This is a genomic window from Nocardiopsis changdeensis, from assembly GCF_018316655.1.
GTDB classification, from domain to species: domain Bacteria; phylum Actinomycetota; class Actinomycetes; order Streptosporangiales; family Streptosporangiaceae; genus Nocardiopsis; species Nocardiopsis changdeensis.
Window position 1 is genome coordinate 2,847,245 of record NZ_CP074133.1, and the last position, 13,056, is coordinate 2,860,300.

Annotated in this window: 15 protein-coding genes; 8 read left to right on the forward strand and 7 right to left on the reverse strand. The window is 73.1% G+C overall.

Annotated features, from left to right (window positions below; all coding sequences use genetic code 11):
• The first annotated feature begins 99 nt into the window (after positions 1 to 99).
• On the forward strand, positions 100 to 222 hold the full coding sequence (locus KGD84_RS12790; protein WP_255646496.1) for a hypothetical protein: 123 nt from the start codon (positions 100 to 102) through the stop codon (positions 220 to 222).
• A 262-nt stretch (positions 223 to 484) separates the two neighbouring features.
• On the opposite strand, the gene KGD84_RS12795 is transcribed toward KGD84_RS12790, so the two are convergent.
• From KGD84_RS12795 to KGD84_RS12805, 3 genes are all read right to left on the reverse strand, one after another.
• Positions 485 to 949, reverse strand: coding sequence for a hypothetical protein (locus KGD84_RS12795; RefSeq protein WP_255646497.1), 465 nt, complete (start codon positions 947 to 949; stop codon positions 485 to 487).
• Between the two features lie 143 nt (positions 950 to 1,092).
• Positions 1,093 to 2,586: a serine/threonine-protein kinase gene (locus tag KGD84_RS12800; protein WP_255646498.1), complete on the reverse strand. Its 1,494-nt coding sequence runs from the start codon at positions 2,584 to 2,586 to the stop codon at positions 1,093 to 1,095.
• Positions 2,583 to 2,816: a protein kinase family protein gene (locus KGD84_RS12805; RefSeq protein WP_255646499.1), complete on the reverse strand. Its 234-nt coding sequence runs from the start codon at positions 2,814 to 2,816 to the stop codon at positions 2,583 to 2,585. The genes KGD84_RS12800 and KGD84_RS12805 overlap by 4 nt, the downstream gene beginning before the upstream one ends.
• 280 nt (positions 2,817 to 3,096) lie before the next feature.
• Between KGD84_RS12805 and KGD84_RS12810 the strand changes: the two genes are divergently transcribed.
• The 3 genes from KGD84_RS12810 to KGD84_RS12820 all read left to right on the forward strand — a co-directional run bounded on the left by KGD84_RS12810 (position 3,097) and on the right by KGD84_RS12820 (position 4,463).
• Complete coding sequence (locus KGD84_RS12810) at positions 3,097 to 3,408, forward strand: 2-C-methyl-D-erythritol 2,4-cyclodiphosphate synthase (RefSeq protein ID WP_220560535.1); 312 nt, start codon at positions 3,097 to 3,099, stop codon at positions 3,406 to 3,408.
• Positions 3,405 to 3,539, forward strand: a complete 135-nt coding sequence (locus KGD84_RS12815) for a hypothetical protein (RefSeq protein WP_255646500.1) — start codon at positions 3,405 to 3,407, stop codon at positions 3,537 to 3,539. The genes KGD84_RS12810 and KGD84_RS12815 overlap by 4 nt, the downstream gene beginning before the upstream one ends.
• A gap of 432 nt (positions 3,540 to 3,971) precedes the next feature.
• The gene (locus KGD84_RS12820) at positions 3,972 to 4,463 is read left to right on the forward strand and encodes a hypothetical protein (RefSeq protein WP_220560536.1); all 492 of its coding nucleotides are present in this window, start codon (positions 3,972 to 3,974) and stop codon (positions 4,461 to 4,463) included.
• Positions 4,464 to 4,592: 129 nt separating this feature from the next.
• On the opposite strand, the gene KGD84_RS12825 is transcribed toward KGD84_RS12820, so the two are convergent.
• Together KGD84_RS12825 and KGD84_RS12830 are read right to left on the reverse strand one after the other, a co-directional pair.
• On the reverse strand, positions 4,593 to 5,333 hold the full coding sequence (locus KGD84_RS12825; protein ID WP_220560537.1) for a hypothetical protein: 741 nt from the start codon (positions 5,331 to 5,333) through the stop codon (positions 4,593 to 4,595).
• Between the two features lie 116 nt (positions 5,334 to 5,449).
• Positions 5,450 to 6,580 (reverse strand): PucR family transcriptional regulator, encoded by a 1,131-nt coding sequence (locus KGD84_RS12830; protein ID WP_220560538.1) that lies wholly within the window; start codon positions 6,578 to 6,580, stop codon positions 5,450 to 5,452.
• Positions 6,581 to 6,710: 130 nt separating this feature from the next.
• On the opposite strand from KGD84_RS12830, the gene KGD84_RS12835 reads away from it, so the two are divergent.
• Together KGD84_RS12835 and KGD84_RS12840 are read left to right on the forward strand one after the other, a co-directional pair.
• Positions 6,711 to 8,048: an MFS transporter gene (locus KGD84_RS12835; RefSeq protein WP_220560539.1), complete on the forward strand. Its 1,338-nt coding sequence runs from the start codon at positions 6,711 to 6,713 to the stop codon at positions 8,046 to 8,048.
• Between the two features lie 40 nt (positions 8,049 to 8,088).
• Complete coding sequence (locus KGD84_RS12840) at positions 8,089 to 9,372, forward strand: ArgE/DapE family deacylase (protein WP_220560540.1); 1,284 nt, start codon at positions 8,089 to 8,091, stop codon at positions 9,370 to 9,372.
• A 16-nt stretch (positions 9,373 to 9,388) separates the two neighbouring features.
• Here the strand turns inward: KGD84_RS12840 and KGD84_RS12845 are convergent, their stop codons facing one another.
• Both KGD84_RS12845 and KGD84_RS12850 read right to left on the reverse strand, forming a co-directional pair.
• Complete coding sequence (locus KGD84_RS12845; RefSeq protein ID WP_220560541.1) at positions 9,389 to 9,622, reverse strand: hypothetical protein; 234 nt, start codon at positions 9,620 to 9,622, stop codon at positions 9,389 to 9,391.
• A 67-nt stretch (positions 9,623 to 9,689) separates the two neighbouring features.
• Positions 9,690 to 10,982 (reverse strand): MFS transporter, encoded by a 1,293-nt coding sequence (locus tag KGD84_RS12850; RefSeq protein WP_255646501.1) that lies wholly within the window; start codon positions 10,980 to 10,982, stop codon positions 9,690 to 9,692.
• Positions 10,983 to 11,265: 283 nt separating this feature from the next.
• Between KGD84_RS12850 and KGD84_RS12855 the strand changes: the two genes are divergently transcribed.
• Entirely contained in the window at positions 11,266 to 12,168 is a 903-nt protein-coding gene (locus tag KGD84_RS12855) for a helix-turn-helix transcriptional regulator (RefSeq protein WP_220560542.1), read from the forward strand.
• A gap of 255 nt (positions 12,169 to 12,423) precedes the next feature.
• A complete protein-coding gene (locus tag KGD84_RS12860; RefSeq protein ID WP_220560543.1) occupies positions 12,424 to 12,999 on the forward strand; it encodes a hypothetical protein in 576 nt (191 codons plus the stop codon).
• Positions 13,000 to 13,056: the final 57 nt, after the last annotated feature.

A 13,056-nucleotide genomic window follows, 5' to 3' on the forward strand; every position in this document is an offset into this window, starting at 1 on the left:
CGTGGCCCGCCCCGGCCACGGGGGCCTGCCCGCCGCCGGCGCGGGGTAGGCCCGTCCGGTGGGCGGCGCACTCGGTGCCCGCCAGGGAAGGAGATCCCTGTGCACCGATCCAAGAACGGCCCCGGCATCGGCAGCCGCGGGTTCGACCCGCTCGACCCGGTCCCGGTCCCCGAGCCGGAGCCGGTGGAGGAGAAGCCGGGCACCGAGCGCAAGCCCGCCTGAGGCCGCGCCCCGGTCCCGCCGACCCCGTGCGACGCGATGTCGCGCGAGGGCCGTTTTTGTGCTCTGCTTTGTGGCTAGGCAAGGTCTAGAACATGATGGGCCACTTGTCGCGGGTCAGAAACCCCGGCCCGGCCGCTGTACCGGTGGGCTGGGTTGCTTGTATACCGGACCCCGCATTGTCGCCTCGACAGCGGCCTGCAGGACCGCCAGGGCATCGTAAGGCTCCGCGCGCGGCAACGCCGCCCGCATTGACGCCTCCGGCTCAGTGATGGCGGACGGCGACGTCGAAGCGGGACCGGGGCCAGCTGTCCAGGGTGAAGACCGGGCACCGGAGAGAGCCTGACAGCAGGCCGTACAGGTAGTCGGTGGCGGTCACGGTATGGCGGGCCCAGACGGGGCTCCGGCAGCCGTCGGCGACCACCGCCCAACCGTCGGGGTCGCCGACGGCCTCCAGGTAGAGGTCGTTGCCGTTGTCGTCCGACCCCAGGATCAGCAGGTCGTCGATGACGACGTCCCAGTCCCCCTCGGCCTTGCGGACATCGGGCCGGCGCTGTTCGTGGCCGCCCCGGATCGCGATGGTGTCAGCCCTGTACACGTGCCTGAGATTCTCGTGGCGTTTCGCGGAGTACTCCAGGAGCCCCTGGTTGACACCGAAGCCGAACCGGTTGTCCACCTCCACGGTGTTGTGGCCGATCCGGGTGAAGAACTCGCGCAGATCGGAGGGCATCGGTAGGTCGGGTGGTGGACCGGCCGGCTCCGGAGAGCCGTTGGGGAATAGCAGGTCGATGAGTGCGTCAACGGCGGGCACGGGCCGTCCTCTCAGCCAGGGGATGGGGGCCGAGTGTCTCATCCAGCGAGGACGGTCGGGGTTCACGGAGTCGACGGCCGTTCGACCCAGAGGTCCCCAGCGAACCACCGCAGCGCCGCACGCAAGCGTTCGACCTGAAGGGGTGTGACCGCGCGGACCTGTCCTGCCCGGCACACGACCTTGCCGCCTTGATAGTCCTTCATCCACTTGTCGTCGCGCAGCGGCGGTCGGCCCCTGCGCGGCCAGACCACGACTCGTGCGCTTTTCCCTTCGCCGACCAAGCTGACCCGTGCCATGTCAGCCCACCGGCGCGGCGTGTCGGCTACGGAGAGTGCCACAGGCGTTAGCCCTTCAGTGGACAGGACCAGGGCGGGCCAGGCACCCGGAATCACAAAAATAGCGAGCAGAGCCAACAGAAGACCCAGGGCACCAAGGACGATGGCCACGAACAAAGCGAAGGGTAGTGCTTCCTCCGGAAAGATGATCACCCCCCTCGCGGCCAACAAGCCCAAGGCCACGCTAGAGATAGCGCAGATGAACAGGACGATCACGCAGACATCCAAGGCCCGCTCCAGGGATGGCTTGCCGGTGAAGACGACTTTTTCGACCACTTCCGGGGCGGACCTCGGCTTGGAGGGGAGGTCGAAGGCCAGTTTCACGGCCGCGCCCCCGGCCAACGCGATACGTTGCGAGGCCCCGTGGTCCTCCGTGCGCACTAGGAGCGAGCGCTGCTCGGGTGCGACGTGGAAGGCACCGGATGCGAACCGGGGGACCGTGCCCAGCACGGTGTCGCCCACCAACACCTCCATGGGGTGCGCGCTGAAGTTGCCGATCACCAGCTCGGCGTCCTTCGGCCCGGACGGGGCGCGGCCCGGGGCCGCCGGTGTCCGTGGCTCCTGGACCCGGGTGTAGGCGAGCGTGTACCGCGCCAGGACTTTGGTGATGTCCTCAGGCAACCACCGACCGCCCGTGTCGGAGGGGGAGGGGGCCGCGGCGGCCAAGGCCGTCAGCACTTCCCCTACCCCGGGCCGGGATGCGGGGTCCTTGGCCAGGCACGCCCGCACCAGGTCGACCAGGGGTCCGGGAACGCCGGCCAGGTCGGGCTCTTCCTGCACGAGACGGAACATGACCGCTAGCGGCGCTCCCTCTCCGAACGGGCTGCGGCCGGTGGCGGCGAAGGCGAGCACGCTCCCCAGGGAGAACACGTCCGAGGCCGGGCCGACCTTCTCGGCGCGGGCCTGCTCGGGGGACATGAACGCCGCGGTGCCCAGCACGGCGGAGGAGTGGGTGTGGGAGGTGGAGTCCAGGGCGCGGGCGATGCCGAAGTCGATCAGGCGCGGACCGTCGTGGGCCAGCAGGACGTTGCCGGGTTTGAGGTCGCGGTGCACCGGCTTCTGGGCGTGCACGGCCGCGAGTCCTTCGGCCAGGCCGGCGCCGAGCACGGCCACCGTCCGTTGGGGCAGGGGGCCGTGGTCGGTGACGGCGCGGTGCAGGGTGGGGCCGGGGATGTAGGCGGTGGCCGGCCAGGGTGGGTCGGCGTCGGTGTCGGCGTTCACGAGGGGGCGGTGTAGAACCCGCCGACCTTGCGGGCGGCGGCCACCTCGGCGGCGAACCGACGGCGGAAGCCGGGGTCCTGGGCCAGATCGGGGCGCACGACCTTGACCGCGACGGTGTGACCGCCAGGGGAGCGGCCCAGGAACACCTGGCCCATGCCGCCGCCCAGGCGGGCGTGCAGCGTATAGGGGCCGATACGGGGGGAGCCGCCGGGCAGGAGGGGATCGGCCATGGCACCGCTTCCAAAGGGGGTCCCGTCAGGGGACCGATGATCCCAGCAGGCCCCACCGACAGGGGCTTTCTTGCCGGAACCGGCCATTCGAGCTGCGGCGGTTCGACTCCGGTCTCCTTCTGGGGTGCTCAGCCGCGGGTTCGTCAGGGCCGCAGCCCGGGCCTGTACATCCTGACCGTCACTACCAGCCAGGATGCCTGAGCCCGCCCCGGGGCTGTGCTCCCACCGATGCGCGGCCCCGGCTCGGCCCAGTGTCGGTGGCCTGCGCGATCCTGGGGCCATGACCGACCGTACCGAGGCAGCTCTGTCCGCCGCCGCACCCTCCGCCGATGTCGAGCACCTGGCCGCTGTTCTCCGGCGGCGCCGCGAGGAGTTGGCCGGTGCGGCCGGGGTGCGGATCGGACGCGGCGAGGTCGTGCACCGACTGGAGGCGCACATGTGGGCGGGTGTGGAGATCCCCGCGGTCGGCTGCCACGCGGCGACCGACCCGCTCCGGCTGGTGGCGTCGAACGGGCCCATCACCTGCCGCCGGTGCCTGGGGCGCGGCCGCCAGGCGCAGGAGCAGGTGCTCGGCCAGATCGAGCTGCTGTGAGGATCCGCCCCGCACTTCCGGACGAACCGCCCGCCCTGGCGGTCGCCGCGGCCCGCGCAGGGTCCGCCTACATCCCGGACGGCGAGCCGGTCCTGGGCGCCGTCGACGACCACGACCGGGCCGTGGAGTGACTGTCGGGGACGCCGGCCGACGCCTACCCCGGGCCGAGGCTCCGTGTCCGCCACCGCACGGCTACGTCCAGGCCGTCGTCGTTGCTCCGGCCGTCCTTCGGCGGGGGTACGGGCACACGCTGCTGGTGGTGTATGCGAGCGATTCGTTTCGGTAACGGGACGACCGAATGGTCCAGGGCGGCCTCCCGGAACTCTGACCGATGGGCCTGCTGCCAACGGATGAGGGAGGAGGGGCCGCCGGGGCAGGGTTGTCTCGACCACTTCATGAGGGTGGTGGCCGCTTTGGAAGGGCGCCCTCGGCGGCCGCTGGGGTCCCAGGATCCGGAAAACCGACTCCGAAAAACGCAGGGCACACCACACCGTCTGTCAGGGAGATGGCCTGAAGAGGTCACTCCCGCCGCCCGTTCGGCCGGGCTTGGGTATATCGCGCAGATGGCGGGTTTCTTCAGGGTGCACGCGGACTATGTCGGGCGCGTGGGTGTCGAGGTGGGGATCTTCGTGGCGGTCGACCACCTCCGGCGGGCGGGGATGCTCTCGGAGGCAGAGGAGGACCTCTACTTCGACATCGACGACTGGTTCCGGGACGCCCTGCCCGTCCCGCCCCTGTACACGGACGGGAACACGCTGGGAGCGGTGACGTGGTTCCGGCGGTCCGTGCGAGCCCGGAGCGATTTCGTGGAGCGGATCGCCACTCTGAGGGGGATTCTCACGACTCATGGGGTGCCCCACCGGGAGAGCACCTCCGACGATCCGGGCCGCATCGTGTACGAGGACGACCACCAGGTCGGCGTCGTGCCCCCTGCCCGTCGGCCGGTCACCCCCCTTCCCTTCCCGCCCTTCCCGCCGGGGACCGTGTTGGGGCCGACGACCGCGGGCTCAAAGCGGCATCTGGCCCGGAAGGCGGCGCGGCCGGAGGAGGCCTGAACACTGCGCGGGGGGCGGGGCGGCGGGCGGTTCGGAGGGGCCTGCCGGGGCCCTCCACCGCGGTCGGGGGGCGTACACCGCCCGTCCGCGGGGAGGGCCCGGGAGCCGGGCAGGCGTCCGGCACGGGGATCACCAGTCGTCGAGCGAGCCGACGAGCATTGCGCCGGAGATCCCGCTGAAGAGGACGGTGACCAGGACCTTCGCGACGAGCTCGGCCCCGGTGGGCATGCCGTAGGCCAGGGCGTCCACCGCCATGACCACCGGCAGCAGGCCCATGAACATCCAGGCGAAGGCGCGGAAGCAGAGCATGAAGAACCCGTCCCACCAGCCGAACAGCCCCCACAGCAGGATTCCGAGGCCGAGGAAGGCCAGGTACGACCAGGCCATGAGCCTCCCGCCGGACTCCGGCAGGAACCACTCCGCGCCGCCCGCCACCTCCACGCCGACGACCTCCCCCTGCCAGAGCCGCAGCGTGGCCGGCTGCCCCTCCTCGGCCTCGGAGTAGAAGGCCGAGGACACGTCGCGGGTCTGGTGGGAACCGTCGGCCCGCCGCCAGGTGACCTCGTAGTGGGTGGTCCTGGTCGTGCTGGTGTGGGTGTGGCCGTTGGCGTCGGTGTACGTCGACGTGGAGGTCGTGGTGTAGGTGTGCCGGCCGACGATGGTGGCCGCCTCGCTGTCGAAGCAGTCGTCCGTACCCCTCTCGCACGCCACGGCCGCGCGGAACTGCCGGGTCTGCTGGTACGGTCCGGCGGCGCCGAACAGCGCCGCCGCGAGCACGCCCAGGCCGAGCACGACCACCACCACCCGTCCGAGGACGGGCGTGTGGGCCGGTGAGCGGCGCAGCGGAAGACGGAACCGGTGAAGCCTCATTGCACCATCCCTACGATCACCTGTGAGGGGGGCGGTGGATCGCCGATCCGTTGATGCCCGCTCGCGGTCCGCGGAATCCCTCCCGCCGGGGCGCCCCGGGGCCTCCGGACCCGGTCCTAGCGCAGGCCCGCCAGGGCCAGCTGGGCCGCGGACGCGTCCACCGGCCGGGAGACGTCGAGGCCGGTGGCGTCGGCGAACCTGCGCAGGCGGTTGATGACCGTGTTGCGGTGGCAGAACATCCGCTGCGCGACCTCGGTGACCGAGCCGGTCCTGAAGTAGTTCTCGACCGTCTCGATCTGGAGGTTCCTCTCCCGCTCGGAGAACCCCTCGAGCGCCTCCCCGACGTCCTTGGAGAAGGCCTCGGCGACCGGGCCCAGGCGCGTGCCCGCCAGCCGGGTCCAGTGGCTCCCGACCGTCGCCGCCGCGCCCTCCCGCGCCCACGGCGCCAGCTCGCAGGCGATCCGCCACATCGGGGCGATCTCCCCGAGGCCGCGGGCGCTCGGCGAGATCCCGACGGGGCTCCGTGCCAGCTCGGCCCCGGCGGCGCCCGTGGCCTCCGCCGTGGGGACGAGGGCGAACTCGACCCCGTCCGAACGGAGCGGGACCGCTCCGGGCAGGACCGCGCCGATCCGGTCCCTGAAGCCGCGCGCGTGGTCCCCGTTGGCCACCACGACGATGTGGACGCCGTCGGCGCGCAGCCCCAGGGCCTGCGCCGCCTGCGCGTGCAGGCGCGCGTCCGAGCCGGAACCGCTCAGCAGGTGCCGCAGGAGGAACGCGTGCTCCAGCTCCAGTTCGGCGCGCACCCGCGCGATCTCGTCGGTGTACCCGGTCTGCACGTGCGTCGTGTGCACCTCCACCGCCTCCCAGATGGAGATGACGTCCTCGGAGAAGGCGGGGAAGTCGGACTCGGGGACGTGGGCGCGCATCGCCTCCCACAGGAAGCGGAAGTCCATGCGCACGGCGCGCAGCAGCGACTCCAGGGGGATCCCGCGGCGGGCGCGCGAGCGCCCCACCTCGACCGAGTGGGCCCGCAGCTCCTCGTAGCGGTCCCGGCCCCGCAGGAGTTCCAGCAGGAGTTCGAGCGTGGCCCGGGCCGTGCCGTACAGCTCCGTGTCGTCGATGACGGTCTCGGCGTAGCCGGTGAGCTCGCGGACCCTGCGGACGTAGGCCCCGGCAATGGAGTCGAGCTCCGCCAGACACGCCCCCGCGACGCGGGGGACGACACCCGACTGTTCGGATTTGTGCATGTGCACATTTTAGAGGGGATTCCCGTGGTGATCTGCGCTTGTCGGGGTGCGTTCCTTCCAAGACGATGATCGGTATCACACCTGGTCGTTCATGTTCCGTCCGACCGGTGCACATCTCCCGGAGGATCACATGTCACGACCCGACCCCGCCGTGCCCGCGCGAGGGCCGAAGGTGAACGCGGCCGACGCTGGACGGATCGCCTTCGCCGCCTTCGTCGGGACCGCACTGGAGTGGTACGACTACTTCCTGTTCGGCACGGCCGCCGCCCTGGTCTTCAACCGCCTGTTCTTCACCGACCTGGACCCGAGCGCGGGGCTCATGGCGTCCCTGGCGACCTTCGGCGTGGGCTTCGCCGCCCGGCCGATCGGTGCGCTGATCTTCGGCTACGTCGGCGACCGCTACGGCCGGCGGCCCGCCCTGCTGACGACCATCGTCATGATCGGCTGTGCCACCGGGCTCATCGGGGTGATCCCCGACTACCTCGCGATCGGGATCGCCGCGCCGCTCCTGCTCGCGGTCCTGCGGCTCCTCCAGGGGCTGGCCGTGGGCGGCGAATGGGGCGGTGCCATCACCATCGCCATCGAGCACGCCCCCGAGCGCCAGCGCGCCCGTTACGCCGCCCTGGTCCAGGTCGGGTCCCCGGTCGGCACGCTCATCTCCTCCGCCGCCTTCGCGGCCGTGCTGCTGCTGCCCGCGGCCGAGTTCGACGCCTGGGGATGGCGCCTGCCGTTCCTCGCGGCCTTCCCGCTGCTCGGCATCGCCCTGTACATCCGCCTCAAGGTGGAGGAGTCCCCGGTCTTCCAGGAGCTCGTGGAGATGGAGGACCGCGCCAAGGTGCCCGCCCTGGCCCTGTTCCGCGAGGCCGGGGGCCGCCTGGCCGTGGCGGTCGCCGCCGCGCTGCTGGGGGTCGGCGGGTTCTACATGATGACGACCTTCGTGGTCTCCTACGCCTCCACCGTCCTGGAGGTCGACCGCCAGGTGGCCGTGAACGCGACCCTGGTCGCCGCCGTCCTCCAGATCGCGACGACCCTGGTCGCCGGGCGCGTGGCCGAGCGCTTCGGCCCGGGCCGGATGACGGTGATCGGCGCCGTGGCCACGGGCGCGGCCGCCTTCCCCCTCTTCTGGCTCATCGACACGGGCGCCCCCTGGGCGATCACCGTCGCGGTGGCCACCGGCATCTGCCTCATCACCCTGGCCTACGCCGTCACCGGCACCCTGCTGGCCGACCTCTTCCCGCCCCGGCTCCGCTACAGCGGCGTCTCCCTGGGCTACAACCTGGCCGGAACCCTCAGCGGGTTCCTCCCGCTCATCGCCACCGCCCTCCTGGCCGTGGACGACGGCGCGTCCTGGCCCGCGGTCCTGGTCCTGATCGGCATCTGCGCCGTCACCGCCCTCGGCGGCGCGGCCGGCGAGCGCATCCGGGCCAAGGACATCCGCGCAGCGGCGGACGCGCGCACCGCGGCGTGAAGCGCCCGCACCGACGACAGCACCGAAGACAGGAGATCCCGTGAACCTCGCACCCGACGTCATCGCGCGCATCGAAGCGGCCGTCGACGACGCCTTCGAAGCCCAGCTGGCCTTCACACAGGAACTCGTGCGCCACCCCTCCCTGCGCACCCGGGAGTCCTCCGCGCAGGACCTGATGTACGAGGCCATGGCGAGCAGGGGGCTGGCCATGGACCGCTGGGAACTCGACCCCGAGGAGATCGCCGCCCACCCGGGTGCCGGAAAGATCAAGGTCTCCTACGAGGGCGTCGAGAACGTGGTGGGCACGTACACCCCGGCCGAGGGCGGCGGCCGCTCGCTCATCCTCAACGGCCACATCGACGTCGTCCCCGAAGGCCCCCTGGAGGAGTGGTCCCGGTCGCCCTGGGACGCCCCGATCATCGACGGCTGGCTCTACGGCCGGGGCAGCGGCGACATGAAGGCGGGGCTGGCGGCCAACCTGTTCGCCTACGACGCCGTGCGGGCGGCGGGCTTCGCGCCCGCCGGACGCATCCACTTCCAGTCGGTGGCCGAGGAGGAGTGCACCGGCAACGGCGCGCTCGCGACGATCCAGCGCGGGTACACCGCCGACGCCGTGCTGATCCCCGAACCCGAGGAGGACATGCTCGTCCGCGCCAACGTCGGTGTCATCTGGTTCACGGTCCGCGTCGCGGGGCACCCCACCCACCCCAGGGAGATGTCGGCGGGGTTCAACGCGATCGACGCGGCGCACCACGTGATGGGCCGGCTGCGCGGGCTCGAACAGCGCTGGAACGACGAGAAGGGGCGGCACCCCTACTTCGAGGACCTGGACCACCCGATCAACTTCAACCTCGGCGGGATCACCGGCGGCGACTGGCCGTCCAGCGTCCCGGCCTGGTGCGAGCTCCAGGTCCGGGCGGCGATCTACCCCGGGGTGAGCGCCGACGACGCCTGGGAGCAGATCCAGGGGGTGCTGCGCGACACCACCACCGACGACGCGGGCCACCCCATCGTGGCCGTGGGCGAGCGGACCGGCTTCTACGCCCAGGGGTACGTCCTGCCCGAGGGCACGGACGCCGAGAACGTGCTGCGCAGCGCCCACGAGGCCGTCTTCAAGGACGAGCTGCGCACCTTCACCACCCCCGGCTACCTCGACGGGCGTGTCTACGCCCTGTACCAGGGGATCCCGGCGCTGGTCTACGGGCCGGTCTCCGAGGCCATCCACGGGTACGACGAGCGCGTGGACGTCGAGTCCGTGCGGCGGATCACCAAGTCCATCGCCCTGTTCATCGCCCAGTGGTGCGGTCTCGCCGAGACCCCCTGACCGCACCCGGCCGGGATCAGGCGAACCGGTGCGGGACCAGCGCGGCGACACGGCGCGCGGTGCCGGGCGGGCCGTGCGGGGTGGCGGCGCCGGTGGGGCCGAGCCGGAGGAGCCGGCAGAGCGCTACCAGGCGGCGGAACCCGCGCACCCGCCCGGCCTCTCCGGACTCCAGGTCGAGCCGGGCCGGCAGGGCGTCGTGGGCCAGGGCGCCGGGGCCCAGGGCGCCGTGGGCCGGGCACCGTGAGGCCATCGCGGACCGTGTCCACCGTCGGGTGGGACGGCGGGACGGGCGGTCCGCCGCCCGGTCGGCGCCGGGGTCAGGCGGGGTCTTCGGGGCGCGCCGGCCGGTCCGGTCCTTCGGCCGGGTCCCGGCCGGGCCCGGTGCGCGCACGGCCCGCGGCGATGAGGCCCAGGGCCGCGGTCGGGACCAGGGTGAGCGCGATGACGGCCGTGCCGACCGCGGCCGGTCCGTCGAGCCCGAGCGGCGAGGCCAGGGCGGCCCCCGCCACCGGGGTGACGGCGGCGGTGCCGAGGTTGAACGCGGCGACGCTCAGCGCGGACCCCAGCGACGCCGCCCTCCCGGCGAAGCGCACGGCGAGGTGGATGAGCACGCCGTTCGCGCTGAGCCCGAACAGCCCGAGCAGCGCGATCAGGACGACCATCGCCCAGGACGAGCCGGAGAACACGAGGATCGAGGCCATCAGCACGGTCGACACGGCAGGGGTCGCGATCGTCACCGCGTGCGGGCGCCCGTCGCCCAGGCGCCCGGCGACGAGGGTGCCGACGAACGAGCCGACGCCGAAGACGGTGAGCACCAGGGGCACGGCCGCGGCGGGCACGCCGGACCGGTCGGTCAGGACGGGCGCGATGAAGGAGTAGACCGCGAGGACGCCGCCGCTGGTGGTGGCGCAGGCGGCCAGGACGAGCCACAGCCGGACGGACAGGAGCCCGGCCAGGTCCGCGACGAAGGACGTCCTCTCCCCGCCGGCGGGCTCGTCGCGGGGGACCGACCGCAGGACGAGGACGGTGACGAGCGCCGCGGCGGCCGCCAGGGCCCAGAAGGTTCCGCGCCACCCGGCCAGCTGGGCGATGTACGCCCCGGCCGGAACGCCGAGGACGGTCGCCAGGGAGCCCCCGGCGCCCACGACGCTGACGGCACGGGAACCCAGCGCGGGACCGGCGGCGCGGCTCGCGACCACGGCGGACACGGCCCAGAACGCGCCGGTGGCCAGGCCCGTGAGGAACCGGGCGACCATGATCTGGTCGACGTCGGAGACCAGTGCCACCCGGATGTGCCCGGCGACGAAGACCCCGAGCGCCAGGATCAGCGTCAGCCGCTGGGAGAGCCGGGCCGTGAGCATCGTGATGAGCGGTGCTCCGACGATCATGCCCACGGCGAAGACCGTGATGAACGACCCGACCCGCGCGGGGGAGACGCCGAGGTCCGCGGCGATGTCGGGGAGTATCCCGGCGACGACGAACTCGGTGGTGAGCATCAGGAACGTGCCCACGGCGAGGACGTGGACGACGAGGGGGAGGCGCCTGCGTCCGGGTGCCGTCCGGTCGGTGGAGCCGCCGGGACGGGAAGCCGGGAGGGCTTCGGTCTGCATGGGTGAACCTCGCATGGCGTCGTGGTGCATGGGATCGCGGTGTGCGCCGGCCGCCGTCGCGGTGGCCGGTGCGGTGGCCGGGGTGTCCGCGCTCCGGCCGCGGGGCGCGGTCGGAGCGGGATGAGCGGGCCGAGGGCCCGCGGGCGGTGGCGGGACACCGTGAGGTCCCGCGGTCGGCCACCCCTCCACGACACCACGCCCGCCGCGGGCGGGGGAGACCCGCCCGGTGGGGGTACCGCCAGGGACTCCCTCGTGACGGGGACGGCCGCCTACCGTTGGAGACATGGACAACCGAGCAGAGGTCCGCGAGTTCCTCACCACCCGGCGGGAGAAGGTCACCCCCGACGACGTGGGGCTGCCCGCGGGCACGAACCGGCGGGTGGCGGGGCTGCGCCGCAGTGAGGTCGCGACCCTGGCCGGCGTGAGCGTCGAGTACTACACGAAGCTGGAGCGCGGGGCGATCAGCGGTGCGTCCCCGGAGGTCCTGGACAGCATCGCCAGGGCGCTGCGGCTGGACGACGCCGAGCGGGCCCACCTGTTCGACCTGGCACACGCCGCGAGCCCGGTGGCTCGGCCCCCGCGCCGGCGGAGCACGAAGTGCTGGCGGCCCCACCCGAGCCTGCAGTGGACGCTGGACGCGGTCACCGCCGGGCCCGCGTTCGTCCGCAACGGCCGCATGGACCTGCTCGCGGCCAACGCGCTGGCCCGGGCGTTCTACAGGGACACCTACGCCATGCCCGGGCAGCCGCCGAACATCGCCCGGTTCACCTTCCTCGACGGGCGCGCCCGCGAGTTCTACCCGGACTGGGACGCGTTCGCCGAGATCACCGTCTCGATCCTGCGCACCGAGGCGGGCCGCGACCCGCACAACAAGGAGCTGCACGACCTGGTCGGGGAGCTCTCCACCCGCAGCGACGAGTTCCGGCGCCTGTGGGGCGCGCACAACGTGAGGCACCACGGCACCGGGTTCAAGACGTTCCACCACCCGGTCGTCGGCGAGATGACGCTGGCCTACGAGGGGCTGAACATGGAGGCCGAACCCGGCCTGACGCTGACGGTCTACGCCGCCGAGCCGGGCTCGCCGTCGGCCGAGCGCATGCAGCTGCTCGCCTCGTGGGCGGCCGGCGAGGAGGACGCGCAGCCCCCGGCGGCCGCGGACGAGCACCGCTCGAAGCCCCGCACCTGACGGGCGCCGCCCGTGTCCCTCCGGCCGGGCCTCGCGCGGACCGCGCGCCCACCCGGATGCCGACCCGGAGGGACGCCGACCGGAGCGGTGCCGTCGGCCGCGTGCGGGACCGGCCGTTCGCGCGCGGGCGCCGTGCGGTGCGCGCACCGGGCGCGCCCCGGGGCACGGCCGTCCGGCACGCCCCGCGGGAGGCGCCGGGCGGAGGACCGGACCCGCCGCAGCCCCCCTTGACGGCGGTGAGACCATATCGGTGAGATGACCGAGAACAGAGCGTGCCGCCCGCTGCGCGCCGGGGTGTTCACCCTGGTGTGCGCGAGCCTGTCCGCTCACGGGCACGCGCTCTCCTCCGGTCACGACGTCCCGCTCCTGGGCCTGCTCCTGGGTGCGGCGGTCGTCTTCGCCATGGCCTGGGCGGCCACCGGCCGGCGCCAGGGTTGGGCCGCCCTCACCGGGTGGATGCTGTGGGGCCAGTTCGCCCTGCACGTGGCGTTCAGCTACGTCGGGTCGTTCGGCGTGCCGCACACCGCGTCGCACTCCGGCCAGGTCGTCGCCGAGGCGGCGGCGCCCGCCTGGACGATGATCGGGATGCACGTGCTCTCGGCCCTGGTCAGCGCCTGGTGGCTGCGCCGGGGGGAGAACGCCCTGTTCTCCTTCCTGCGCTTCATGGCGCTCACCTTCCTCCCGCTGCTGCTGGTGCTGGGCGCCCTGCCCGCGCCGCGCGGCCCGGTCGCCCCCCGCCCGCGGAGCGCCGACGCGCCCGCCCGCATCCGCCTGCCCTACCTGCGGCACAGTCTCATCCTGCGGGGACCGCCGGTCCCGTCCGTCGCCTGAGACCCCGCGTTCGCCCCGTGCGCCGGAACGCCGGGGCACGGCCGCCCGTGCCGTGAC